This is a genomic window from Tepidibacillus sp. HK-1, from assembly GCF_001748485.2.
Taxonomy (GTDB): Bacteria; Bacillota; Bacilli; order Tepidibacillales; family Tepidibacillaceae; genus Tepidibacillus_B; species Tepidibacillus_B infernus.
On record NZ_BDGM02000001.1, the window covers coordinates 93,310 to 117,067 of the forward strand.

Genomic DNA, 23,758 nt, shown 5'->3' on the forward strand with positions numbered 1-23,758 from the left:
CGAAAGAGGTGTTGTTGATGAACTCGATGGATCATACCATGAAATTTAATGTTAGATCGGATGATGTGGAGATTGAGGCTAGAGAAGTCTTATTTCTCGTTCATGAATCATTGAAAGAAAAAGGGTACAATCCAATTAATCAAATCGTTGGGTACCTATTATCTGGTGACCCTGCCTACATTCCTAGACATAATAATGCAAGGAATCTCATCAGAAAAGTGGAACGGGATGAACTCATCGAGGAATTAGTAAAATCGTACCTAAAGCAACACCATGAATAAGCATATGGGGGATCATGTCCCCCTTTTAAATTTGATCATTTCTAACATTAGAGGTAAAATATGAGAATCATGGGTTTAGATGTTGGCGAAAAAACGATAGGTATTGCTATGAGCGATGAATTAGGTTGGACTGCCCAAGGGGTAGAGGTTCTTCGCCGAACAAGTTTGGAACGAGATATCACCCGTTTGCAACAAATCATTAGCGAATATCAAGTAGAGGAAATTGTGGTAGGACTTCCTAAGAATATGAATGGCAGTTTAGGACCAAGGGCAGAAATGATTAAAGAATTTGCAGAGATTTTACAACAAACTTTTCAATTACCGATTCGTTTTTGGGATGAACGTCTAACGACTGTATCAGCGGAAAGAACTTTAATTGAAGCAGATGTAAGTCGAAAAAAGAGAAAACAAGTGATTGACAAAATGGCAGCTATGCTTATATTACAAGGCTATTTAGATCTTAAGAGGTGAAAATGATGAACAAAGAAGTGGATGATAGAGAGTTTATTTTTATTCCTGATGAGGATGGAAATGAGGAAAAATTCGAGATCCTTTATCAATTTGATGTCGAGGATAAACACTATATCCTAGTCGTTCCTACTGATATCCCAGATGATGAAGAAGAAGCAGAGGTTTATGCTTTTCGCTATGAAGAAAATGGAGAAGATATGACATTGTTTACGATACAGGATGAAGAAGAGTGGGATCTTGTTGAAGAGGTATTTAACACTCTTGACCATGAATTTAATGTATAGCGGAGGCGTATAAGATGAAAAGTGGAAAAGCAAAGGAAGTACATCTATTAAAAGAACAACTTGGTTCTGAAATAACTCTTTATGACGAAAACGACCAAGAACATGTTTTTCAATTACTTTTAGAATTGATCGTGGATAATACTCATTATGCTTTCTTTCAATCCCCAGATGATGAAAAAGGGGATATCGAAGTGCTAAAGGTCGTTAAAGATGAAAATGGTAAGCTTGAACTAGAATATATTGAAGATGATGATGAGTGGGAAGAAGCTGCTGAATTATTTGATGAGTTAACTTTTCACGAAGATTAAAGAAATGAGAGAGGGATATTTTTCCTCTCTCATTGTTTTTTTATCTTAATTATGCTAATTTTATAAGGTTAATAGATGTATGAACGATTGCAAAATGGAGGAGAAACCTGATATGAATAGAAAATGGGGCATTTCAATCGTTGGCTTCGTATTGGTAATTGGCATCTTTTTAATCGGTTACATCAATTCTCAATTACAGCCTGTTCAACCTAACGCTCAAGCTAATCAACGAGTGATCGAGATCCCAAAAGGAAGTCATCCTAACCAAATAGCCAAAATTCTTAAGGAAAATCAGTTAATTAAAAGTGAGTTCTTTTTTAGATGGTATGTAAGGTATACTGGGGAAGCCCCTGGGCTTAAGGCGGGAAAATATGAATTGTCTAATAATATGTCATTAAAGGAAATCGTACAAGCTCTTGTTGAAGGAAATGCTATTCTAGATATTGTTCGTTTCACTGTTCCTGAAGGCTATACCGTTGAGCAGATTGCTGCTAATTTATCAGAACAAGGAATCATCAATAAGGAAAAATTTTTACAATTGGCAAAAATAGGATCTGTAGCAGATGATTTTTTTAAACAGATCCCAAGTAATCCAGATGTCAAATATAAATTAGAGGGATACTTATTTCCAAAAACCTATGAAGTAAAAAAAGGAGCCACAGAAGAAGAAATTATTAAAGTAATGTTGGAGCAATTTAAAAAAGAGTGGAAACCTGAATGGACAACAACGATAAAGAAAAGAAAAATGGATATGGGTCAAATTATCACACTTGCTTCAATTATCGAAAGGGAAGTCGTCGTAGATAAAGAGAGACCTATTGTTGCAGGGGTTCTATACAATCGTTTAAACGATCATTGGAATCTACAAGTTGATGCTACTATTCAATATATTTTAGGCAAACAAAAAGAACGTTTAACTTATAATGACCTGAAGATCGATAACCCATACAACACGTATATCTATCCTGGTTTACCTCCTGGACCAATTAGTAATCCAGGAATAAAATCGATTGAAGCAGCTGTTTCTCCAACCAATAATCCTTATTATTTTTATGTAACCAAAAAAGATAACACAGGTGAACATTATTTTTCCAAGACGTTTGCAGAACACCAAAAAAATGATGCGAGATCAAGAAAATAAAATAAATAAACTTATTCAAATTAACACTATCAATATGTTATTATATAGAACGTAGTGTGAAAAATTAGAGGTGAAAACATCCAATGAGTTTTATAAATGAGGAAGTGGAACAGTACCTGACTCAATTAATGCCGATTGAAGATCCACTCCTTTACAAGATACAACAAGAAGGATTAGCGCAAGAAATCCCGATTATTCAGGTTCCAAGCATCCGTTTAATTCAGCTTTTTCTGCAAATGATTAAACCTAAGACCATTATAGAAGTTGGGACGGCGATTGGTTTTTCTACGATTTGGTTAGCTCAAGCGGCGCCAGATGCAACCATTCACACGATTGAAAGAAAAGCGAGCATGGCGGCCAAGGCTCGAGAGCATTTTCGACAAATGAAGTTAGATAAACAGATTATCCTACATGAGGGAGAAGCCATACAAGTCATACCAACTTTGCCACAGGCAGATTTTATTTTTATCGATGCCGCAAAAGGGAAGTATAAGGAATTTTTCCATTTAACCTTTCCGTTATTAAAGGTGGGGGGAGTTTTTGTTTTTGATAATGTCCTTTTTAGAGGATATGTGGCTGATCCAACAATCGCTGAAACAAAACCAATGTTAAGAAAGATTCGCGACTTTAATGATTTTATTGCTACTTTTCCCAAACTATCCACATCGTTTATTCCCATTGGTGATGGATTGGCAGTATGTTATAAAACGGAGGAATAAATGAGATGCAAACGATCAAAAAACCAGAACTGTTAGTGACCGCAAAGGATCTTGATGAATTGCAACAGTTAATCCAAGCAGGAGCTGATGCTATTAATATAGGTGGAGAAGCCTATGGATTAAGACTTCCTGGGGATTTTTCTTTAGAGATGATCCAACAAGCGGTGGAGATCGCTCATAATCAAAATGTGAAGATCTATGTTTCAATGAACGCTCTTTTTCATAATCAGGCTCTTATAGGTCTAGAGGATTATATAATAAAACTTTCTGAAATAGAAGTAGATGCTATTGTTTTTGGTGATCCTGCTGTACTAATGACTGTAAAAGAGGTGGCACCTGACTTAGCCTTGCATTGGAATACGGAAACCACTTCTACCAGCTATGAAACGGCAAATTATTGGGCAAGCAAGGGGGCTACAAGAGCTATTTTAGCTAGAGAGCTTTCTTTACAAGAAGTGATTGCGATCAAACAACACGTCAATATGGAAGTCCAGGTGCAAATTCATGGGATGACCTGTATCTTCCATTCGAAACGAGAATTGGTATCAAGTTATTTGAATTATACAGGTTCTGAGAAAAAGAAAGATACTTCAAAGGAAAGTAATTTATTTTTAAGAGAGCATAAACGACCTGATGAGCAATATCCAGTGTTCGAGGATCTACATGGTACGCATATCATGAGCTGTGATGATATTTGTATGATTGAACATTTAGGTTTATTTATTGATGGTGGAATCGATAGCTTAAAGATTGAAGGGCTCTTAAAGACAACCGATTATCTAGTTAAAGTAACGGCTCTTTATCGAAAGGCTATTGACGAATATGTAGAAAATAAGTCGACATCCGTATCGATTGAAGAGGTCGAAAAATTACAAACAGATCAAAGACCATTATCTACTGGATTTTATTTCAAAGAGCAGTATTATTAAAATGGTATAGAAAGAGGGGAAACAACAAATGAGTACGATCATGCAACCTCAAATTGCAATAAAAAAACCAGAGCTCCTTGCTCCAGCAGGTAATTTGGAAAAACTTGAATTTGCGGTTCGCTACGGCGCAGATGCTGTATATATTGGTGGACAACAATTTGGTTTAAGAGCAAAAGCCGGAAACTTTACCTTTGAGGATATGGAAAAAGGGGTTAACTTTGCTCATCAACGCGGTGCCAAAGTATTTGTTGCGACAAACATTATTGCTCATAATGATGATTTAAAGGGACTTGAGAGCTATTTAAAAACATTAGAAAATATTGGTATTGATGCGATAATCGTTGCTGACCCATCGATCATACAAACGGCAAAACAAATCGCACCAGGTTTAGAAATACATTTAAGTACTCAGGCTTCGACAACAAACTGGAAATCTGTAAAGTTTTGGAAGGAAGAAGGAATTGCTCGTGTCGTTTTGGCTCGTGAAGTTTCCTTAAAAGAAATTCGCGAAATTAAACAGCATGTAGATGTAGAAATTGAAGCATTTATACATGGTGCGATGTGTATTTCTTATTCGGGACGATGCGTATTGTCCAATCATATGACAAGCCGGGATGCTAACCGTGGGGGATGTGCCCAATCTTGTCGCTGGAAATATGATTTATTTGAAGATGGTATGATGGACAATGATTCGGTGGATAATAAACAGGAAATTCCATTATTTAATCCAGAAGATGATTCCTACACGATGAGTTCAAAAGACTTATGCATGATCGAATCGATTCCAGATATGATAGAAACTGGTGTAGATTCTCTTAAAATTGAAGGAAGAATGAAAAGTGTCCACTATGTAGCAACAGTGGTGAATGCTTATCGTCAAGCGATTGATGCTTATTTTGAAGATCCACAAAATTATACCTTTAATCCTGCTTGGTTGGACGAAATTGAAAAAGCAAGCCACAGGCCACTTACAAAAGCATTTTATTACACCACCCCAAATCAAGAGGATCAAATTTATGGGAATGAGCCTAAAATGCGAAAATACGATTTTGTTGGTTTGGTTTTAGACTATGACCAAACAACAGGCATAGCAACGATTCAACAAAGAAATAATTTTATGGTAGGTCAAGAAGTAGAGTTCTTTGGTTCGAATACCAAATTTATACAAAAAATTGAACAGATAGAAGATGAAGAAGGCAATCTACTAGATGCAGCAAGACACCCACTTCAAATTGTGAAGGTAAAAGTAGATCAGCCCGTTTACCCTTATGATATGATGCGGAAGGAGAATTGATTTATGCAAAGACCCGTTGTAATCGGAGTGGCCGGTGGAACGGGATCAGGAAAGACGACTGTTGCCAGGCGCATTATCAAGAGTTTCCCTGATCAGAAAGTTCTTATGATTGAGCAAGATGCCTATTATAAAGACCAATCTCATTTATCGTTTGAAGAAAGGGTAAAAACCAATTACGATCACCCTTTTGCTTTTGACAATGATTTGTTTATTGAACACATTAACAGATTGCTCAATTATCAACCTATACAAAAACCGATATACGATTTCTCAATTCATAACCGAAAAGCTGAAACCAATCGAGTCCTACCTAAGGATGTGATAATCTTAGAAGGGATTCTGGTATTAGAGGATAAAAGGCTAAGAGATTTAATGGATATTAAAATATTTGTTGATACAGATGCTGATGTAAGAATTATTAGAAGAATGGTTAGGGATATTCGTGAACGCGGAAGAACTATCGAATCCGTCATTGACCAATATCTATCTGTCGTCAGACCGATGCATTTACAATTTATTGAGCCGACAAAACGATATGCAGATATCATTATCCCCGAAGGGGGTAAAAATAAAGTTGCGATCGATCTTTTGGTAACCAAAATAAAAACGATTCTTCAAGAAAGAGAAGCCAAGCTCGTGTAGCTAATGGCTTCTTTTCGTTTATCCTCCTGAGAATCTGGCAAAAATGGTAATAATATTGCCAAAAGTGGAGGATAATTATGGCTCACCCTTCAAGAAATAAACGAAGAATGTTTCAAGTTCTCATTTTACTATCTATGTTATGGGTTGCATTACTAGGTAGATTATCTTGGATTCAAATCATTGCAACTCGAGATTTTTCATCACATCATATTGATTTGATCACAAACTCAATACGCCAAAGAAAACAAGAATTTATTTTGTCCAATGGGCGAGGAAACATTTATGATCGGAATCAACAATCTTTATTAGGACAAAAAGAAATCAGGACTGTGATTATTTTTCCTTTTATCAAGCAGGAGATCAATACTGAAAATATCAAAACATTAGCGGACATCCTTAACCTCAATTTAACTTTTCTAACCAACAAAATGAGTAAAATGAAATCACCTAACTATTTGGATATTGATGGAAATCCAATTGAAATCACCTTTGAACAACAAAAGAAAATAGAGGCATTAAATATGCCTGGCATCTTAGCAACGACTTATACCTTTCAAGATGCTGAACAAGTCCTTGCAAAGCATGTCATTGGGTTCTTAGGTCAGGCTCCAAAAGAGATTTTAGAAAATGAAACGTATCAGGACTTTTTGAAACGAGGGATATTAAAAAAAGATAGTTTAATCGGTCGTTCCGGACTACAAAAGTCTTTTCAGGAGTTGTTGATGGGAGTGGGTGAATCAAAGATTGCCTATTTTGTAGACAATCAAAGAAAACCATTAAATGGACTAGCTTCAAAATACCAGATACCAGAAGATCCTTATTACCCTTTATCATTAGTCACAACAATCGATAAAGAGGTTCAATCTTTCGCAGAAAAAGAATTAAGAAAATATGGGATTGAAGATGGAAGTGTTGTCGTGTTAGATGCGAAAAATGCCGACATATTAGCCATGGCAAGTGCACCAGATTTCCAATTAGACCGAGTGAACCCTACATCAACGGATTGGAACAACAAAGCTGTACAAGTCATTGAGCCAGGTTCCATTTTTAAAACCGTTGTAGCGATTGCTGGATTAGAAGAAGGTGTTGTTACACCGCAAGAGAAATTTGCTTATCAAGGCGAATATGATTTTTACCATTTCTCTGTTGACCAAGATTCAGAAGAAATGACTTTTTCTGATGGTTATGCCGATTCGATCAATTTTATTTTCGGAAAGGTAGCAGAATGGTTAGGCCCTGAAAAAATAGAGGAATATGCAGATAAGTTAGGATTGGTTGGGCAAGTTGGTTGGAGAGGCCGTTTTTTTAACAATGAATCCTTTCAACAAATCGATAATGAACAAAAGAATCGGGTATTTCATGAGAATACAAATAAAAAAGATCTTGGCTCCATATTAAGGACAGCTATTGGCCAACAGGATGTAAGAATCTCACCACTAGCTGCGGCTAATTTGGTAGTTACCGTTTTAAACGATGGGGAAGTGTACCAGCCACGATTAGTAGAAAAAGTCGTATATAAAAATGGAGCAGATTATTATCAATTCTCTATTCATAAGAACGAAGAAAAAGTAGGAAGTCCAAGGACTTATGAGGAAATGAGAAAGATGATGGAAAAAGTCGTCGAGGAAGGGACAGGGAAAATTTTAAGACAAGCAAAATGGAAATTGGCAGGTAAATCAGGAACAGCAGAAACAGATAAAACCAAAAATAATCAATGGTTTATCGGTTATGGGCCTGTTGAAAGTCCCAAATACGCGGTCGCGGTAGCAGTAAAAAATGTTTCTACTTCAAAACCATTAGCCAAGCAAGTGTTTATGGGGATTATGGACGATCTAGCCGATTATGAGGATTAAAAATAAAAAGGGCCGTTTTTACGACCCAATTTTTATAGGGAAAGTATAACTTTCTTCCCCCTTATCATTGGGGGTTTGTATATTCCATAAGTAGTGACTTTTGGGAGTGTATTTCTTACCTTATTTTTTATTCATAGAAATACACGGACAACGGAGCGCGTTGGAATATACAAACCTATTCTATTTAGGTTGAAAAACTGCCCAATCAGGTAAAACATTCGGATCAAAATTCCATACGACTGGGATGTAATAATAGGCTAACAAGGTTATAAGAAGAACTCCAAAGATATTTAGCCAAAAACCAGCTTTTGCCATTTGGGGGATTGTAATATATCCTGTTCCAAAAACAATGGCATTTGGTGGAGTCGCCACTGGTAACATAAATGCAAAGCTTGCTGCTACGGCTGCAGTTATTAGGAAACCATATGGATGAGCATGCATTGCCATTGCTAAAGCGGCCATAACTGGCATCATCATGGTTGCTGTTGCGGTATTCGAGGTCATTTCTGTTAAGAAAATCACTAGGGTGGTCACCGCTAACATCAAAACAAGGGCTGGAACATTTTCTAGTGCTTGAAGTTTTAAAGCAATCCATTCAGCTAAACCTGTATCAGCCATCGCATCTGCTAGCGATAGTCCACCACCAAATAGAAGTAAAATCCCCCATGGTACCTTTTTAAAAGCATCAATACTTAATAAAAATTGGTTGTTTTTTAAACTGACAGGGATCATGAATAAAAGAATGGCAGCAAACATGGCTATCGTTGTATCGTTAATTTTATCAAACGTATGAATATCTATCGATTTAAACCAATCAATAGCAAACGTTCGAATGATCCAAAGAAAAGCTGTTAATGAGAAAATCACCAAGACTTGTTTTTCCTGCTTTGACATCCTTCCAAGTTTCCGAATTTCGTTATTAATGACTTCAATACCACCAGGTAGAGACTTAATTTGCGTTTTAAAGGCGATCTTCGTTAAATACCACCATGTAAAGAGCAAACTTACCACGGCAATGGGAACCCCAAATACCATCCACTGGCCAAAGGAAATTTGTTTATCATAAGTTTCATTAATAAAAGCGACTAGGACTGTATTAGGCGGTGTACCAATAATCGTTGCCACACCACCAATCGAAGCACTATAAGCAATCCCTAACATCAGTGCAGTGCCTAATGGGAATTTACCCTGTTCAGTGTTAATATTGATCTGCTTTTCTTTAAATAGATCTGCGATTTGATAAATAACCGCTAAACCAATGGGAAGCATCATCATCGATGTAGCTGTATTAGAAATCCACATCGATAGAAAACCAGTAGCTACCATAAATCCTAGAACTAATCCATCTAGATTTTTGCCAAACATTTTAATAACATGTAGAGCAATACGACGGTGTAAATTCCATTGTTCAATAGCAATTGCTAATAAGAATCCGCCTAAATAAAGATAAATGAGATCATTAGCATAAGGAGCAGTAGCAGCCTTGGAACTTACAGCACCTGTTGCCGGAAATAAAAGAATGGGTAATAACGAAGTCAGTGGAATGGGTACTGCTTCTGTAATCCACCAAGTTGCCATCCATAATGCAACGGCAGCTACAGACTGCCCTTCATTAGTAAGGTCTTCTAATGTAGGAAATAATAAAGTAAGTAAAAATAATAGTGGTCCTAAAAATAAACCAATCTTTTGTCTTGTAGAATATTTGTCACGCTGGTCTTCAGGTTCTTGTTCAGAGTAGGAATGCTTTGAACTCGAAGAAGGATATTCTTGTGCTTCAGCAGTTTGCTCAGCAAAAAGAAATATCGAATGAACCTTACTTTCTTTTTGACTTTCTAAGATCATACCATCTGTTGCAAATAAAGGCTTTAAGCGAAGCAATTGTTTCATCTGGTCATGATATTGCCACATCAAACGCCAAACCTTCAAAAAAATACTCATTTTATGCTCCCCCATTTAATTTTTTAGTATTTGTATAATTATATTATAATACAAAATATTCTTATTTTTATAGATTTTTCAGAAAAAAACAATATTGTGAAGTATAAAAGTTTTATGGTACAGGCACGGTAACTCTCCTTTGCTGCATATACTATAATAGTTTTCCTTTTCGATGCCTAGGAGGTGACAATGTGTCTGGCTTATTTACCGCACTTGCACTACTGCTTAAAGAGTTAACTTTATTTGTTTCTTATGTTAAAAATAATGCTTTTCCTCAACCACTGAGTGAGAAGGATGAAGAAAACCAAATCACCTTATTACTAAGGGGGGATCAGCAAGCAAGAAACAAATTGATCGAACATAATTTGCGACTGGTGGCCCATGTTGTAAAGAAGTTCGAGAATACTGGAGAGGACACAGAAGATTTAATCTCGATTGGAACGATTGGACTGATTAAAGGTATTGAAAGTTATCAAGCTAATAAAGGCACAAAATTGGCTACATATGCAGCTCGTTGTATTGAAAACGAAATTCTCATGCACCTACGTTCATTAAAGAAAACCAAGAAAGACGTCTCCTTGCATGATCCAATTGGTACGGATAAAGAAGGAAATGAAATTACCCTGATAGATGTACTAGGAACGGAATTGGATGATGTCATTGATGAAGTACAATTAAAAATTGAAAAAAGCAAAATCTATAACTTTCTTCATATTTTGGATGATCGAGAAAAAGAAGTGATCATTGGACGGTTTGGATTGATAGATGGAAACGAACGCACCCAAAGGGAGATCGCCAAAGAACTAGGCATTTCCCGTTCGTATGTTTCAAGAATAGAAAAAAGAGCACTGATGAAGTTATTTAATGAGTTTTATCGAAGTGGAAGGAAGAAGGGTTAGAAGGATAAAAACGGTGAAGAAGTTAAGAAAACATTTGATCGAATCGGTTTTAAATACTTGTAAATTTTTGATCCATGTTCCTTCCTCCTTTTATATACTCTAATTAGGATACATGAGATTGATGGATTATGATGTGATACAGCTCACATTCTTAATATTCCAGTATTTAAAATTCTTTAAAAATGGTGTAATGTATGATCATACACTTTCTTAGGAGATAGGGACAGGAGATGCAACAGTTGTACTATTCTTTATTATTATTAACAAGTTTGCTTTGGGCAGGTAATTTTGTTGCAGGGAAATTTCTGGTTGGCCACGCTTCTTTTATCACGCTAACTTCGATACGCTGGTTGATTGCAGTTTTATTTTTATTTCCAATCGTTTGGTTTAAAGAAAAACAGTTTATTCCCCCTAGAAAGAGTTTTTTTCTACTCTTTTTAATGGGGATAACGGGCGTTGACCTTTTTAATATCTTTATGTTTCTTGCCCTTGAGAGGACAACTGCTGATAATGTTGGATTAATCTCTGCTTTAAATCCTATTGCAATTGCCATTGCCTCCTTTTTCTTACTAAAGGAAACGATGATTAGGCGCCAAATTTTAGGAATGACTCTTTCATTACTAGGTGTTTTCATTGTCATATCTGAAGGAGAATGGCAAAAACTTTTAAGATTTCATTTCAACACAGGCGATTTATTCATGTTAGCTGCAGTTGGTTCTTGGGGACTTTATTCTGTAGTAGGTAGAAAAGTGATGCATCAGGTTTCACCTTTAATGTCTACTTTATGGGCAGGCATATTTGGAGTTCTTACTTTGTTACCTTTTAATTTGTTCACATTTTATGTGATCGATCCGAATTTTTCTTTTTGGTTGGCTACTGCTTATGTTAGTATAGGTGCAACAGTGTTAGGAATGGTCTTTTGGAATATAGGGGTACAAAAGGTTGGAGGGACAAAATCAGGGATGTTTCTTAATTTTAATCCGATCTTTACTGCTTTCTTTGCATACTTTTTCTTAGGTGAACATATTACTTTTGTACAGCTGATTGGAACAGTAACAGTGATTATCGGGGTTTATATTTTTACGTTAAGAGCTAATTCGATTTCTAAACAAGCAACATTGATGAACGAATAAAATACGATTAGAACTAAATTTAAGGACTTGTTCAATGCTTGAAATGATGTATAATAGAACACATAATTGAATAGCATGTATGAATAGGTTCTTTTAAGTCATGACTTAAAAGATGAAAAGGGAAGTTCGGTGAAATCCCGACGCGGTCCCGCCACTGTAAATTGGAAGCATTTCGTGTGATGCCACTGTCATTAAGATGGGAAGGTGCGAAATTGCATTGCCATAAGCCAGGAGACCTGCCTATTCATAGAGGAAGCTTATCCTTCGAGGAAAAGGAAGGCGCCGAGAAAACGTAAATTCTTCATAACGTTTTTCAGCACCATACATACAACCTTTTTTGTCCTTAGGATAAAAAAGGTTTTTTTAATGGTAGGGTACTTTTGTGGATTTTTATTCCTCGACATGCAAAAAAAAGAAGGAGAGAAGAGCATGTTGAAAAAAAGTCTTGTCTGGTTGTCAGGATGTGGAATTGCGAATGATGTATCATCAAAGCAACCTGAAGTACAAACTCCAGCCAACTCAGTATCTAGCATCACAAATTATCCTTCAACGATTACTGATGATTCAGGTACACAGACTGAAACTTTATTTGCTCTCGGCATCGTTTTAGGAGCACATCGCATTATTGATGGCCTAGAAAGTATTGTCAATGCATTATATCCAGATTTGCTAGAGTTGGTTATGATATGAACATGAATAAAAAAATCCTTTTATGGGTTGGAGGGCTTATTCTCCTACTCATGTTTTCCATGATCTTAAGTTTAATGATCGGTTCTGTTTCTGTACCACCTAACTTAACCGTGCGAATACTACTTAATCATCTACCATTTTTAAATTTAGAGCCTAATTGGTCAATTGGCCAAGAATCTATCGTATGGAATTTACGATTACCAAGAGTTTTCTTAAGCCTGTTAGTTGGAGCAATGTTATCTATTGCTGGAGTTGCATTCCAAGGGGTTTTACGTAACCCTTTAGCAGATCCATATATACTGGGTGTTTCGTCTGGGGCTGCACTAGGAGCAGCAATGACCATATTATTTGGACATCAAATCGGATTCCTTGGTCAATTCAGCCTTCCCCTTTTTGCTTTTATTGGAGCGATTATCTCACTAGGCCTAGTCATTTTATTAACCTCAACCCAGCATATTCGTTCAAATGAGATACTAATTTTAGCTGGGGTTGTTATTCAAGCTTTTTCGGGAGCAATATTAACTTTTTTAATTGCGTTGTCTGGTGAAAAAATGCAATCGATTATCTTTTGGATGATGGGAAGTTTAGCCAACCATGATTGGATAGATGTAAGGATCCTTTTGCCTTATTTTCTAGTTGGTTTATTGTATTTAGGCACGCAATACCGAGAATTAAATATATTGGCTTTAGGTGAACAAGCTGCAACACATTTGGGGATCGAAGTAGAGAAGAAAAAGTTTTATATTTTAACCGTTGCTTCATTACTTGCTGCAGCAGCAGTATCGATTGTTGGTATCATCGGATTTGTTGGTCTGATTATCCCTCATCTTATTCGCTTATTAACTGGACCAAACCATCGGAATTTGCTTCCTATTTCTACTTTAGCAGGGGCGTTGTTTTTATTGTGGGCTGATACAATAGCTAGAACAATTATTCCTTCAAGAGAAATTCCAATCGGTGTAGTTACAGCAATGATCGGTGCACCTTTTTTTGCTTATTTGCTTCGAAAGGGAATAAGGAGAGAACATTAATGAAGATTTTTGAGTTGCAAAGCTTATCTTTTAAATATGGTACAAAGGAAATTTTATCAGGGATTTCCTTTGAGATAAAACTGGGTGAAAGTTTTGGAATCATTGGGCCTAATGGAAGTGGAAAAAGCACTCTTTTACGAATGATGAGTGGGCTTTTATCAAAATTTGCTGGCGATATTTTTTTACAGGGTAAATCTATTCAACATTACAGCAAGAAGGAACTTGCAAAAATTATTGCTTTTGTTGGCCAAGAAGGAACCCCTCCTCTTCCTTTTACTGTACATGAAGTCGTGGCCATGGGGAGATATCCTTGGTTAAAACCATTTGCTAATCTCTCTGCTAAAGATGATGAAGTGATCAAAAACGCGCTGATTTTGATGAATCTCTGGGAAAAAAGAAACAGTCTCATTCAAACCTTATCTGGTGGGGAACGGCAATTAGTGGCTTTAGCCCGCGCAATGGTACAGGAACCTAAGATTCTTTTTTTGGACGAACCCACCACTTATTTAGATATCGGTCATCAAGTATTGGTATTGCAACTAGTTAGGAAATGGCAGGAGGAAAAAGACTTAACCGTGGTCATGGTATTACATGATTTAAATCTGGCGGCACAGTATTGCGATCGGTTATTGCTTATGAAACAGGGAAATATACAAAGAATCGGCAAAGTTGTTGAAGTTCTGAGAAAAGAACATATAGAAGAGGTTTATCAAACAAAAACAATTATGGTGAAACATCCAGAACTGGGAATTCCACAGGTTCTGCTACCAAATTAATCATTCTAACAGTTTTAAAATTTTTATAAAATAGATATAAAGGAATCAAAATTAAAGAAAGGGGATGTTCTTAATGGCGATTGTTGAAGTAACGATTACTCCACTAGGTACTGGAACACCAAGTGTTAGTCATTATGTAGCGGAAGTACATAAGGTTTTGGAGCAAGCACCTGAAACGCTTAAATATCAATTGACTCCTATGAGCACGATTATTGAAGGAGAGCTACAGGATATTTTATCCGTCATTCAAAGAATGCATGAGGTTCCTTTTGAAAAGGGAGCCTTAAGAGTATCTACTTCAATCAAAATCGATGATCGTCGTGATAAAAAAGCATCGATGGAGCAAAAGCTAAAATCTGTTCAAGAAAAACTTTAATTTTCAATAGAAATAAAAGCCTAATCATAGAGGAAGACTACTTTATTAGTAGCCTTCTTTTTTATGATAAAGTTTACATTAACTTATCTTTTCATTTCTAATATTTTTTTTTGCAGAAAACAGGATAAATATGGTATAGTTATTTTTCAGATGAAGGGATAAGAAGGAGAATAATCATTCATGTTTTTAGATAAATTCGCTCCCAATTTGCATGTGAAATCGATATATGATATTGATCTACAAGCCTTGAAAAAAGCTGGAATCACCTCGATCATCACTGACTTAGATAACACATTGGTTGAAGCTGATTCACCAGAGTATACGCCAAAGTTAGTGAAATGGCTAGATGACTTACAAGAAATGGGTTTTAAGGTGATGATCGTATCCAATAATAATAAGACAAGAGTTTCTGAATTTGCCGATCCTTTAACTGTTCCTTATATCTATAAAGCAAGGAAACCGTTTAAAGATGCATTTCATAAAGCATTAGAACTTTTAGGTTCGACCGTGAATGAAACGGTTGTAATTGGTGATCAATTACTAACAGATGTACTTGGTGGTAATCGGATAGGCCTTTATACCATTTTAGTAGTTCCTATCTCCAAAAAGGAAGGATTAGGAACAAAAATCAACCGTTTCTTCGAAAGACGAATCTTAACTTGGATGAAAAAACGGGGAATGATGTCATGGGAGGATTAGCTTAAAATGACGGAGATTAAATATTGCGAAGGTTGTGGAGTGGCCCTACAGACGGAAGACTCGAAAAAGGCGGGCTATATTCCTACCTCTACATTAAATAAAGAACATTTAATTTGCCAAAGGTGTTTTCGTATTAAACATTATAATGAAGTACAACCGATACAAATAGATGAAGATGAATTTCTGCAAATTTTACATAATATAAGCAATACGAAAAGTCTTGTCATTCAAATTGTAGATTTGTTTGATATTGATGGGACTTTTATCCAAGGATTACCTCGTTTTATTGGCCATAATCCTTTTATCATGGTTGCTAATAAAATCGATTTATTTCCTAAGTCTACAAATAGGGACAAGGTCAAAATTTGGTTAAAACAATACGCTAGAGAACATGGGCTTTCTCCAGAAGAGATTTTCCTCATAAGTGCTGAACATAATCTTGGTATACTCGAAGTAGTAGACTTTATTCAATCTTATCGAAAAGATCAGGATGTTTTTGTCGTGGGTGCAACCAATGTGGGTAAGTCATCATTTATAAATCGAGTGATTCATGAATTACAAGGTGAAACACAAGTGGAACTTACCACTTCAAGATTTCCAGGCACTACTCTCAACGAGATACGTCTTCCATTAGAAGATGGTCATTACCTAATTGATACGCCAGGAGTAGTAAACCGTGATCGTTTGAGTGAATGGGTCTCTCCACATACATTAAAAGTAATTTCACCTAAAAAAACCGTGAAACCTAAGGTTTATCAATTAAATGGTCAGCAAACTCTATTTTGGGGTGGATTGGCTCGAATCGATCAAAATGGGGATTCAACTAATACTTTTGTTTGTTATATTTCTAATGAGCTGCCTATTCATCGAACAAAAAGGAGTCAGGCAGAAGAGATTTATCAGAAACATCTAGGAGAACTACTTAGCCCTCCTACAAAGGAAGAGATTGGAGCTTTACCAAATTTGATGAAACATTCCTTTAAAGTTTCTGGAAAAGAAAAAATGGACATTGTGATCTCAGGTTTGGGATGGATAAGTGTTGGAGGAGAATCGACAAATGTAGATGTTTTTGTGCCGAAGGGAATAGGGGTACACATTCGTAAAGCATTGATCTAATCTTTATATTTTATAGGTAAATGAAACTTTAAAGGAAGTATTTTTTGGGAGAGTTTGATATGGTAAATAGTGAAACAGGGATCATCGGGTTAATTGGTCATCCAGTCGCCCATTCCAAATCCCCACAAATGCATAATGCCAGTTTAAGGAATTTAGGTTTGAATGATATCTATTTAGCATTTGATGTAAAACCAGAGAATTTAAAAGATGCCATTCAAGGAATAAGAGCCTTATATTTTAAGGGATGCAACGTAACGATTCCCTATAAAGTAAATGTAATTCCTTTTTTGGATGAAATATCTGAAGAGGCAGCAAGAATTGGCGCAGTTAACACCATCGTTAACAAAGATGGAAAACTGATTGGCTACAATACAGATGGAGAAGGATATCTTCGATCACTAGAAGAAGAAACGGGTTTTCAGCTTCAAGGGAAACGGATTATGATTTTGGGGGCTGGGGGTGCTTCTAGGGCGATTAGTTATACCTTATCTCTGCAACCAATTGAGGGCATGGTTCTAGTTAATCGTGATCTGAATAAGGCAAACGCATTATTAAACGAGTTAAAGCAGACTGATTATCATAAAGCGATTACATATCATGAACTTCCAAATGAAATGGAACAAGTAGATCTTATCATCAATACGACATCGATAGGGATGTATCCCAATATCAAGGAAACACTTATAAAAAAAGAATGGATTCAACCTCACCATTTAGTTAGTGATATTGTTTATAATCCTCTTGAAACCAAGTTATTGCAAGATGCCAAGGCTCAAGGAGCAAAGATTCATTCTGGTTTAGGGATGTTTATTTATCAAGGCGTGATTGCCTTTGAAAAATGGACCGGAATCACTCCAGATCCAAATATTATGAGACGTGTAGTATTAGATTCTATCGTTTAGGAAGGAAGAAAAAATATGTTAACGGGAAAACAAAAAAGGTATTTACGCTCACTTGCACACCATCTTGATCCTATTTTTCAAGTAGGTAAAGGTGGGGTTAATGAAAACATGGTGAAACAAATCAATGAGGCTTTAGAAGCAAGAGAACTGATTAAAGTTTCTGTATTAAAAAATAGCCTAGAGGATGCTGATGAAGCAGCAGCTGCCATTGTAGAAGGTACCAATGCAGAATTGGTTCAGATTATTGGCCATACGATCGTGTTATATAAGGAATCAAAGGAAAATAAAGAAATCGAATTACCGAGGTAATGATGAAAAAGATTGGAATACTTGGAGGAACCTTCGATCCGCTTCATATTGGACATCTTGTCATGGTGGATCAAGTATTGTTTTACGCAAAGCTTGATGAAATTTGGTTTATACCAGCGCCGATACCTCCTCATAAAAGTGAGGAAAAAATCACACCGATTCAACATAGGGTAGAAATGTTGAAACAAGTGATGAACATTGATCAACGATACAAGCTCTGTACGATTGAATTAGAACGTTCTGGACCATCGTACACCATTGAAACGATAAAGGAATTGAAAAGAAGGTATCCAGATCATCTTTTTTATTTTATAATTGGCGGGGACATGGTTCAATATCTACCGAAATGGGTTGGAATCGATGAATTGTTATCATTGGTTCAATTTATTGGTTTAGAAAGACCAGGATATCAGCTTGCTCCACAGTCACCGACTATGGAAAAAATCTATAAACAGGTGCAAATGCTGCCAATGCTACAATTAGATATCTCATCCACTCAAATTCGGGATTGGGTAAAGATGGGGAGAACGATCCGTTATGTCGTTCCCGATGTTGTGGAACAATATATTAAGGAGCATCATCTTTATGAAGATTGATTTAACATGGTTAAAATCCGAATTAAAACAACAAGTAACAGCGCATCGTTATATTCATTCATTAGGTGTAGCGGAAACTGGGAAACAGTTAGCCAAAGGATACGGTGCAGATCCTGAAAAAGTTGAGCTAGCCGGGATATTACATGATTTTTGCAAATTTTGGTCAAAAGAGGAATTGGCTAATGAAATAAGAAAACATGAAGTATTAACAAATGATTTGTTAGATTACAATGCAGAATTATGGCATGGACCAGTTGCTTCTGTCATTGTGCAAGAAAGGTTTCAAATTGATGATGAGGATGTAATTATGGCAATTCGTTATCACACTTCTGGAAGAGAACAAATGTCAACGATTGAAAAAATTGTTTGTTTGGCTGACTATATTGAACCCTCTCGACAATTTCCAGGAGTTGAGGAAATTCGGAAATGGGCAGAAAAAGATTTAGACAAAGCCTTATTAGCCGCAATCGATGGTACAATTCAATTTTTGATCAAGAAAAAAATGAAGATTTATCCTTTAACAGTTAGAGCAAGAAACGATTTAATTGACCAGATTGAAAAGAAAAGAAAAAAGGAGGATGAAAATGGCATTATCGGTTAGAGAAATTGCCGAGTTGGCTGCACAAACAGCTAGTAATAAGAAGGCAAAAGATGTTGTCATTTTAGATATTAGAGGATTATCAGTGATCGCTGATTACTTTGTTATTTGTAGTGGTAATTCTGAAACACAAGTACAAGCTGTGGCCAATGAGATTAAGGACAAAATGCATGAAGTTGGTGTTTTAGTAAAAGGGTCTGAGGGCATGGATCAGGCAAGATGGATCCTTATCGATCTTGGTGATGTTGTTGTCCATATCTTTCATAAGGAAGAAAGGGAATTTTACCATTTAGAACGTTTATGGGGAGATGCACCCCGAATTGAATTTGAGGAGAATACAGAATGAGTTTACAAACAGGTATGTACCATGTATTAAAGGTGGAAAGAGAGTCTCCATTTGGTTATTTTTTAAGCGATGGAACAGAAGATGTACTTCTTCATTTTTCTGAGACTAATCAGCAAAAGTTTGAACTAGGGGATCAGATTGAAGTCTTTTTATATAATGACCATAAAGGAAGAATAGCTGCAACGTTGCATACCCCAAAAATTGTTATGGGTGAAATTGGTTTTTTAACTGTAGATGGATATGAAACAAGAATGGGTTTTTTTCTAGATAATGGAATTAGTAAGCAAGTTCTTTTACCTATATCTGAATTGCCAGAAGAAAAGAAAATTTGGCCAAAACCTGGTGATCAATTATTAGTCAAATTGGTTCATGATAAGCAAAAACGCTTATTGGCCCATTTGGTAGATGATGAACAGGAAATAAAGAGTTTCATCGATCAACAATTAGATGGTCATTTGCCAGATCCTATAAAACAAACCCAATTTGTAAAAGGGATTGTACTTCGTCATATAAGTGTAGGCGCACATGTTTATTTGGAAAATCATCAAATTGGTTTTCTCCATCGTATGGAACAAATACATGAACTAAGATTAGGGGAAAAAGTACAGGTAAGACTTACCTTTGTTCGCGATGATGGTAGAGTAAATCTCTCAATGAAACCATTAAAGCAAACCAGTAGAATAGAAGATGCAGACCGTATTTTAGAGGTATTACATGAACGGGGAGGGGCTATGCCTTATTGGGATAAAACCCCACCAGATATTTTACAAAAGAAATTTAATTTAAGTAAAGCAGCATTTAAACGAGCATTAGGAAAGTTGATGAAGGATGGAGTCATTTATCAAGAGGAAGGATGGACTTATTTAAAGAATCGAGATGAATTATAAAAAATTTGCCTATGTTTATGACCAATTGATGAAAGATGCTCCATATGACCAATGGATAAAAATAACGGAGATGCTCATTAAAAAATACAACCTTCATCCTTCACGGATCATTGATTTAGGCTGTGGTACTGGGAATATCGCAATCCCTTTAAGTAAACAGGGCTACCAAATGATCGGGGTTGATTTATCCGAAGAAATGTTGTCCATCGCTTTTGACAAGATGTTAGAATCACATGTTTCTTTTCCTCTTATTCAACAAAACATGATGGAGTTAGATATTGATCAAAAGGTTGGACTTATCATAAGTTATTGCGATTCATTTAATTACTTACACGGAATCGAAGAGGTAAAAAAAGCATTTATTCAAGTGAATAAACATCTTGAGGACGGGGCATACTTTATATTTGATATGCATTCTCCTTACAAATTTAGGGAAGTCTTCCATGATCAAACCTTTGCTTGGAATGATGAGGATATTTCTGTGATTTGGCAAACAGAGGTAGATATCGATCAATTGATGGTAAACCATGATCTAACTTTTTTTGTGAAGCAATCTGAGCATTGTTATGAAAAGTTTCAAGAAACTCATATTCAGCAAACATATTCCATGGAAATGGTAAAACAAGGCTTAGAAGAAACGGGTTTTGAATTAGAGGAAGTTTTTGGTGATTTTCAATGGCAACCAGTTCAAGAAAATACTGAGCGGATTTTTTACGTTGCAAGAAAACAATCTTAATTTCTATTGACATTTTACGACAAGATTGCATATAATCATAAATAATCTGATCTAGTACAAAAGTAATGCAAAGGAGTAGTAACAAGCCATAGATTTTGAGAGAGTCGGTGGTTGGTGAGAACCGATAATCAAAAGCTTGCGAACTCGCCTTTAAACTGTAGATAGGAAAGCAAAGTACTCTCTACCGTACCTCTGCGTTAAAGAGCTCGAGTGGTATTTATGGTTGAGTAGATATCATTAGGGTGGTACCACGGGAAATGTAACCTAACCTCTCGTCCCTAGCACATGCTTTGGGGTGGGAGGTTTTATTATTTTTTAGGAGGTTTTTACCATGAATGAACAGGTTTATCAACCTAGAGAAATTGAACGAAAATGGCAACAAATCTGGGAAGAAACAGATGCACACAAAACCAATGAAGATGAAAAAAAACCCAAATTTTATACCTTGGAGATGTTCCCATACCCTTCTGGCGAAGGATTACATATGGGGCATGTCCGTGTTTATACCATTGGTGATGTGATCGCTCGTTTTAAACGAATGAAGGGATATCAAGTCCTTCATCCAATGGGTGCTGATGCGTTTGGATTACCTGCAGAAAATGCCGCAATCCAAAGAGGAGTCAACCCAAGAGAGTGGACCCTAAACAATATGGAAAGGATTCGTAATGAACAAAAACGTTTAGGTGTTTCATATGACTGGGATCGTTATGTAGCCACCTGTCTACCTGATTATTATAAATTCACCCAATGGCTCTTCTTGCTTTTCTATGAAAGAGGGTTAGCTTACAAGAAAAAAGCAGCAGTTAACTGGTGTCCTACTTGTAACACGGTATTAGCAAATGAACAGGTCGAAGATGGGAAATGTTGGCGTTGTGATAGCGAAGTGACCAAAAAAGAATTAAACCAATGGTTCTTCCGTATCACTGATTATGCGGAACGCTTACTTCAAGATTTAGACCAATTAGAGGGTTGGCCTGATAAAGTAAAAATGATGCAAAAAAACTGGATTGGTAAAAGTGAAGGAGCAGAAGTGGTTTTTACTGTTCCAGCATTAGAGGATACGAAGATTTCAGTGTTTACAACTCGCCCAGACACTTTATATGGTGTAACCTATATGGTTGTTGCACCGGAACATCCTCTTGTCCCCCAATTGATTGCAGGGAAAGAGAATGAAAAGGCAATTCTTGAGTTTATTGAAGAATTGAAAAAGGTAAATGAAATTACCCGTACCTCTACTGAAGTGGAGAAAGTGGGTTATTTTACTGGAACCTATGCCAAACACCCGTTAACAGGGGCAGATATTCCAATCTGGGTAGCTAACTATGTGTTAATGGATTATGGTACAGGGGCTGTTATGGGAGTTCCTGCTCACGATGAGCGTGACTTCTTATTTGCAAAAAAATATCAACTTCCCATTAAAATTGTGGTTCAGTCTAAAGAGGGTGAACCTTATACACTAGAACAAATGACTGGGGCATATACAGAGGATGGAGTTCTTGTAAATTCAGATCAATTTAATGGTTTAAACAATAGGGAAGCGATTCGAACAATTGGTGAATATCTTGAAAAAATAGGTAAAGGAAAATTAACTGTATCTTATCGTTTACGTGATTGGCTTATTTCTCGTCAACGTTACTGGGGAACACCTATTCCAATGGTGTATTGTGAAACATGTGGAAATGTACCCGTTCCTCTTGAGCAATTACCTGTTATTTTGCCAGAAGACGTAGTGTTTAACGGTAAAGATAATCCTTTAACCACTTCAGAAGCATTTGTTCATACGACTTGTCCGAAATGTGGGGGTCCTGCTCACCGAGAAACAGATACGATGGATACATTTATTGATTCATCATGGTATTACTTCCGTTACGCAAGCCCTCATGAAGAGATCAAACCATTTGATTCAAGACAAGTAAATAAATGGCTTCCAGTTGATGAATATATTGGTGGAATTGAACACGCTGTATTGCATCTACTCTATTCACGTTTCTTTACAAAAGTATTTTATGATGCAGGTCTTATTTCATTCCAAGAGCCTTTTAAGTCCCTTCTTACTCAAGGAATGGTACTTAAAGACGGAGCAAAAATGTCCAAATCAAAAGGGAATGTCGTTAGTCCAAATGAGATCATTGAAAAATATGGTGCTGATACAGGGCGTCTATTTATCCTATTTGCTGCACCACCTGATCGAGATCTAGATTGGAGCGATTCAGGAGTAGAGGGAAGTCATCGCTTCTTAAATCGTGTGTGGAGAATGGTACAACAGCATCTAGAAACCCTTACACAGACTTATCCATACCAAGTGGAAACTGATGCGGAAAAAGAGCTTCGCCGCATGATTCATCTTACCATCAAACGAGTGACTGAAGATATTGATGAAAGAGATAACTTTAACACAGCAATTAGCGCAATTATGGAGTTAGTAAACAAAATTTATGTTTATCCAGAGGATGGCAATAAAGGGTTGCTAAAAGAAGCGATTGAAACCACTGTCATTCTACTTGCTCCGATGACACCACATCTGGCAGAAGAATTGTGGCAAATGATGGGACAAAGGGAAAGTATTCATAAAGAAAAATGGCCAACATATCAAGAAGAGTATTTAGTGTTAGATGAAGTGGAAATTGCAGTACAAATCAATGGAAAAATCAAAGGAAAAATGGTTGTTCCGACTTCCTATTCCAAAGAGGAGTTAGAAAAGGAAGTTCTTTCTGATCCAAGATTAGAAGAATGGAAGGCTGGTAAAGAAGTCCGTAAAGTGATTGTCGTTCCAGGAAAACTGGTCAATATTGTTGTTAGCTAAT

General features: G+C 36.4%; 27 protein-coding genes, 1 riboswitch and 1 other annotated feature. Of the genes, 26 read left to right on the plus strand and 1 reads right to left on the minus strand.

The genetic code is table 11. From position 1 onward, the window contains the following. Nucleotides 1–17: 17 nt before the first annotated feature. The 10 genes from BEN26_RS00470 to BEN26_RS00515 all read left to right on the plus strand — a co-directional run bounded on the left by BEN26_RS00470 (nucleotide 18) and on the right by BEN26_RS00515 (nucleotide 7,922). Nucleotides 18–281 (plus strand): IreB family regulatory phosphoprotein, encoded by a 264-nt coding sequence (locus BEN26_RS00470; protein ID WP_069800306.1) that lies wholly within the window; start codon nucleotides 18–20, stop codon nucleotides 279–281. A gap of 60 nt (nucleotides 282–341) precedes the next feature. Further along, nucleotides 342–752 carry a Holliday junction resolvase RuvX gene (gene ruvX, locus BEN26_RS00475; protein WP_068723243.1) on the plus strand — a complete coding sequence of 137 codons (411 nt, stop codon included), beginning with the start codon at nucleotides 342–344 and terminating at the stop codon, nucleotides 750–752. A gap of 2 nt (nucleotides 753–754) precedes the next feature. After that, nucleotides 755–1,036, plus strand: coding sequence for a DUF1292 domain-containing protein (locus BEN26_RS00480; protein ID WP_399167585.1), 282 nt, complete (start codon nucleotides 755–757; stop codon nucleotides 1,034–1,036). 14 nt (nucleotides 1,037–1,050) lie between these two features. Then, a complete protein-coding gene (locus BEN26_RS00485) occupies nucleotides 1,051–1,344 on the plus strand; it encodes a DUF1292 domain-containing protein (RefSeq protein ID WP_068723245.1) in 294 nt (97 codons plus the stop codon). Between the two features lie 112 nt (nucleotides 1,345–1,456). Then, nucleotides 1,457–2,485: an endolytic transglycosylase MltG gene (gene mltG / locus BEN26_RS00490; RefSeq protein WP_235589057.1), complete on the plus strand. Its 1,029-nt coding sequence runs from the start codon at nucleotides 1,457–1,459 to the stop codon at nucleotides 2,483–2,485. Between the two features lie 83 nt (nucleotides 2,486–2,568). Further along, the gene (locus BEN26_RS00495) at nucleotides 2,569–3,204 is read left to right on the plus strand and encodes an O-methyltransferase (protein WP_068723247.1); all 636 of its coding nucleotides are present in this window, start codon (nucleotides 2,569–2,571) and stop codon (nucleotides 3,202–3,204) included. A gap of 14 nt (nucleotides 3,205–3,218) precedes the next feature. Then, nucleotides 3,219–4,133, plus strand: coding sequence for a peptidase U32 family protein (locus tag BEN26_RS00500; protein ID WP_069800442.1), 915 nt, complete (start codon nucleotides 3,219–3,221; stop codon nucleotides 4,131–4,133). A gap of 28 nt (nucleotides 4,134–4,161) precedes the next feature. Continuing rightward, nucleotides 4,162–5,427, plus strand: coding sequence for a peptidase U32 family protein (locus BEN26_RS00505; RefSeq protein WP_069800304.1), 1,266 nt, complete (start codon nucleotides 4,162–4,164; stop codon nucleotides 5,425–5,427). A gap of 3 nt (nucleotides 5,428–5,430) precedes the next feature. Continuing rightward, a complete protein-coding gene (udk, locus tag BEN26_RS00510) occupies nucleotides 5,431–6,069 on the plus strand; it encodes a uridine kinase (protein ID WP_068723250.1) in 639 nt (212 codons plus the stop codon). A 77-nt stretch (nucleotides 6,070–6,146) separates the two neighbouring features. Further along, nucleotides 6,147–7,922 carry a peptidoglycan D,D-transpeptidase FtsI family protein gene (locus BEN26_RS00515; RefSeq protein WP_068723252.1) on the plus strand — a complete coding sequence of 592 codons (1,776 nt, stop codon included), beginning with the start codon at nucleotides 6,147–6,149 and terminating at the stop codon, nucleotides 7,920–7,922. 180 nt (nucleotides 7,923–8,102) lie between these two features. Here the strand turns inward: BEN26_RS00515 and BEN26_RS00520 are convergent, their stop codons facing one another. After that, nucleotides 8,103–9,860 (minus strand): SLC13 family permease, encoded by a 1,758-nt coding sequence (locus BEN26_RS00520; protein ID WP_069800302.1) that lies wholly within the window; start codon nucleotides 9,858–9,860, stop codon nucleotides 8,103–8,105. A 191-nt stretch (nucleotides 9,861–10,051) separates the two neighbouring features. Here BEN26_RS00520 and sigK point away from each other — a divergent pair, with 191 nt between their 5' ends. The 16 genes from sigK to leuS all read left to right on the plus strand — a co-directional run bounded on the left by sigK (nucleotide 10,052) and on the right by leuS (nucleotide 23,757). Further along, nucleotides 10,052–10,759 (plus strand): RNA polymerase sporulation sigma factor SigK, encoded by a 708-nt coding sequence (gene sigK / locus BEN26_RS00525; protein ID WP_069800300.1) that lies wholly within the window; start codon nucleotides 10,052–10,054, stop codon nucleotides 10,757–10,759. Nucleotides 10,760–10,989: 230 nt separating this feature from the next. Then, complete coding sequence (locus BEN26_RS00530; RefSeq protein ID WP_069800298.1) at nucleotides 10,990–11,892, plus strand: DMT family transporter; 903 nt, start codon at nucleotides 10,990–10,992, stop codon at nucleotides 11,890–11,892. A 68-nt stretch (nucleotides 11,893–11,960) separates the two neighbouring features. Further along, nucleotides 11,961–12,150: riboswitch (cobalamin riboswitch) on the plus strand. Between the two features lie 108 nt (nucleotides 12,151–12,258). Continuing rightward, nucleotides 12,259–12,582 carry a hypothetical protein gene (locus BEN26_RS00535; RefSeq protein ID WP_181482148.1) on the plus strand — a complete coding sequence of 108 codons (324 nt, stop codon included), beginning with the start codon at nucleotides 12,259–12,261 and terminating at the stop codon, nucleotides 12,580–12,582. Nucleotides 12,583–12,584: 2 nt separating this feature from the next. Further along, the gene (locus BEN26_RS00540; protein ID WP_069800440.1) at nucleotides 12,585–13,613 is read left to right on the plus strand and encodes a FecCD family ABC transporter permease; all 1,029 of its coding nucleotides are present in this window, start codon (nucleotides 12,585–12,587) and stop codon (nucleotides 13,611–13,613) included. After that, nucleotides 13,613–14,389: an ABC transporter ATP-binding protein gene (locus BEN26_RS00545; RefSeq protein WP_069800294.1), complete on the plus strand. Its 777-nt coding sequence runs from the start codon at nucleotides 13,613–13,615 to the stop codon at nucleotides 14,387–14,389. The genes BEN26_RS00540 and BEN26_RS00545 overlap by 1 nt, the downstream gene beginning before the upstream one ends. A gap of 73 nt (nucleotides 14,390–14,462) precedes the next feature. After that, nucleotides 14,463–14,765, plus strand: a complete 303-nt coding sequence (locus tag BEN26_RS00550; RefSeq protein WP_069800292.1) for an MTH1187 family thiamine-binding protein — start codon at nucleotides 14,463–14,465, stop codon at nucleotides 14,763–14,765. A gap of 180 nt (nucleotides 14,766–14,945) precedes the next feature. Further along, nucleotides 14,946–15,464, plus strand: coding sequence for a YqeG family HAD IIIA-type phosphatase (locus tag BEN26_RS00555; RefSeq protein WP_069800290.1), 519 nt, complete (start codon nucleotides 14,946–14,948; stop codon nucleotides 15,462–15,464). 6 nt (nucleotides 15,465–15,470) lie between these two features. Further along, a complete protein-coding gene (gene yqeH / locus BEN26_RS00560) occupies nucleotides 15,471–16,580 on the plus strand; it encodes a ribosome biogenesis GTPase YqeH (RefSeq protein ID WP_069800288.1) in 1,110 nt (369 codons plus the stop codon). Nucleotides 16,581–16,639: 59 nt separating this feature from the next. After that, nucleotides 16,640–17,482 (plus strand): shikimate dehydrogenase, encoded by an 843-nt coding sequence (locus BEN26_RS00565; protein ID WP_069800286.1) that lies wholly within the window; start codon nucleotides 16,640–16,642, stop codon nucleotides 17,480–17,482. A gap of 15 nt (nucleotides 17,483–17,497) precedes the next feature. After that, a complete protein-coding gene (gene yhbY / locus BEN26_RS00570; RefSeq protein ID WP_068723274.1) occupies nucleotides 17,498–17,791 on the plus strand; it encodes a ribosome assembly RNA-binding protein YhbY in 294 nt (97 codons plus the stop codon). A 2-nt stretch (nucleotides 17,792–17,793) separates the two neighbouring features. Beyond that, a complete protein-coding gene (locus BEN26_RS00575) occupies nucleotides 17,794–18,387 on the plus strand; it encodes a nicotinate-nucleotide adenylyltransferase (protein WP_069800284.1) in 594 nt (197 codons plus the stop codon). Continuing rightward, nucleotides 18,377–18,988, plus strand: coding sequence for a bis(5'-nucleosyl)-tetraphosphatase (symmetrical) YqeK (gene yqeK / locus BEN26_RS00580; protein ID WP_069800282.1), 612 nt, complete (start codon nucleotides 18,377–18,379; stop codon nucleotides 18,986–18,988). The genes BEN26_RS00575 and yqeK overlap by 11 nt, the downstream gene beginning before the upstream one ends. Then, nucleotides 18,972–19,331, plus strand: coding sequence for a ribosome silencing factor (gene rsfS, locus BEN26_RS00585; protein WP_069800280.1), 360 nt, complete (start codon nucleotides 18,972–18,974; stop codon nucleotides 19,329–19,331). The genes yqeK and rsfS overlap by 17 nt, the downstream gene beginning before the upstream one ends. After that, nucleotides 19,328–20,218, plus strand: a complete 891-nt coding sequence (locus BEN26_RS00590; RefSeq protein ID WP_069800279.1) for a CvfB family protein — start codon at nucleotides 19,328–19,330, stop codon at nucleotides 20,216–20,218. Before rsfS ends, BEN26_RS00590 begins: the two co-directional genes overlap by 4 nt. Continuing rightward, nucleotides 20,208–20,954: a class I SAM-dependent DNA methyltransferase gene (locus BEN26_RS00595; protein WP_069800277.1), complete on the plus strand. Its 747-nt coding sequence runs from the start codon at nucleotides 20,208–20,210 to the stop codon at nucleotides 20,952–20,954. The genes BEN26_RS00590 and BEN26_RS00595 overlap by 11 nt, the downstream gene beginning before the upstream one ends. Before the next feature lie 56 nt (nucleotides 20,955–21,010). After that, nucleotides 21,011–21,237 (plus strand) — a binding site (T-box leader). A 48-nt stretch (nucleotides 21,238–21,285) separates the two neighbouring features. Next, nucleotides 21,286–23,757, plus strand: a complete 2,472-nt coding sequence (gene leuS, locus BEN26_RS00600) for a leucine--tRNA ligase (protein WP_069800275.1) — start codon at nucleotides 21,286–21,288, stop codon at nucleotides 23,755–23,757. The last annotated feature ends 1 nt before the right edge of the window (nucleotide 23,758 follow it).

Coding starts and splice junctions, on each gene's coding strand:
- yqeH (WP_069800288.1), top strand. CDS start 15,471: ATGACGGAGATTAAATATTGCGAAGGTTGTGGAGTGGCCCTACAGACG.
- BEN26_RS00485 (WP_068723245.1), top strand. CDS start 1,051: ATGAAAAGTGGAAAAGCAAAGGAAGTACATCTATTAAAAGAACAACTT.
- BEN26_RS00530 (WP_069800298.1), top strand. CDS start 10,990: ATGCAACAGTTGTACTATTCTTTATTATTATTAACAAGTTTGCTTTGG.
- BEN26_RS00515 (WP_068723252.1), top strand. CDS start 6,147: ATGGCTCACCCTTCAAGAAATAAACGAAGAATGTTTCAAGTTCTCATT.
- BEN26_RS00470 (WP_069800306.1), top strand. CDS start 18: ATGAACTCGATGGATCATACCATGAAATTTAATGTTAGATCGGATGAT.
- BEN26_RS00565 (WP_069800286.1), top strand. CDS start 16,640: ATGGTAAATAGTGAAACAGGGATCATCGGGTTAATTGGTCATCCAGTC.
- BEN26_RS00555 (WP_069800290.1), top strand. CDS start 14,946: ATGTTTTTAGATAAATTCGCTCCCAATTTGCATGTGAAATCGATATAT.
- yqeK (WP_069800282.1), top strand. CDS start 18,377: ATGAAGATTGATTTAACATGGTTAAAATCCGAATTAAAACAACAAGTA.
- rsfS (WP_069800280.1), top strand. CDS start 18,972: ATGGCATTATCGGTTAGAGAAATTGCCGAGTTGGCTGCACAAACAGCT.
- BEN26_RS00505 (WP_069800304.1), top strand. CDS start 4,162: ATGAGTACGATCATGCAACCTCAAATTGCAATAAAAAAACCAGAGCTC.
- ruvX (WP_068723243.1), top strand. CDS start 342: ATGAGAATCATGGGTTTAGATGTTGGCGAAAAAACGATAGGTATTGCT.
- BEN26_RS00540 (WP_069800440.1), top strand. CDS start 12,585: ATGAATAAAAAAATCCTTTTATGGGTTGGAGGGCTTATTCTCCTACTC.
- BEN26_RS00535 (WP_181482148.1), top strand. CDS start 12,259: ATGGTAGGGTACTTTTGTGGATTTTTATTCCTCGACATGCAAAAAAAA.
- mltG (WP_235589057.1), top strand. CDS start 1,457: ATGAATAGAAAATGGGGCATTTCAATCGTTGGCTTCGTATTGGTAATT.
- BEN26_RS00590 (WP_069800279.1), top strand. CDS start 19,328: ATGAGTTTACAAACAGGTATGTACCATGTATTAAAGGTGGAAAGAGAG.
- BEN26_RS00595 (WP_069800277.1), top strand. CDS start 20,208: ATGAATTATAAAAAATTTGCCTATGTTTATGACCAATTGATGAAAGAT.
- yhbY (WP_068723274.1), top strand. CDS start 17,498: ATGTTAACGGGAAAACAAAAAAGGTATTTACGCTCACTTGCACACCAT.
- BEN26_RS00480 (WP_399167585.1), top strand. CDS start 755: ATGATGAACAAAGAAGTGGATGATAGAGAGTTTATTTTTATTCCTGAT.
- leuS (WP_069800275.1), top strand. CDS start 21,286: ATGAATGAACAGGTTTATCAACCTAGAGAAATTGAACGAAAATGGCAA.
- BEN26_RS00550 (WP_069800292.1), top strand. CDS start 14,463: ATGGCGATTGTTGAAGTAACGATTACTCCACTAGGTACTGGAACACCA.
- BEN26_RS00520 (WP_069800302.1), bottom strand. CDS start 9,860: ATGAGTATTTTTTTGAAGGTTTGGCGTTTGATGTGGCAATATCATGAC.
- udk (WP_068723250.1), top strand. CDS start 5,431: ATGCAAAGACCCGTTGTAATCGGAGTGGCCGGTGGAACGGGATCAGGA.
- BEN26_RS00495 (WP_068723247.1), top strand. CDS start 2,569: ATGAGTTTTATAAATGAGGAAGTGGAACAGTACCTGACTCAATTAATG.
- BEN26_RS00575 (WP_069800284.1), top strand. CDS start 17,794: ATGAAAAAGATTGGAATACTTGGAGGAACCTTCGATCCGCTTCATATT.
- BEN26_RS00545 (WP_069800294.1), top strand. CDS start 13,613: ATGAAGATTTTTGAGTTGCAAAGCTTATCTTTTAAATATGGTACAAAG.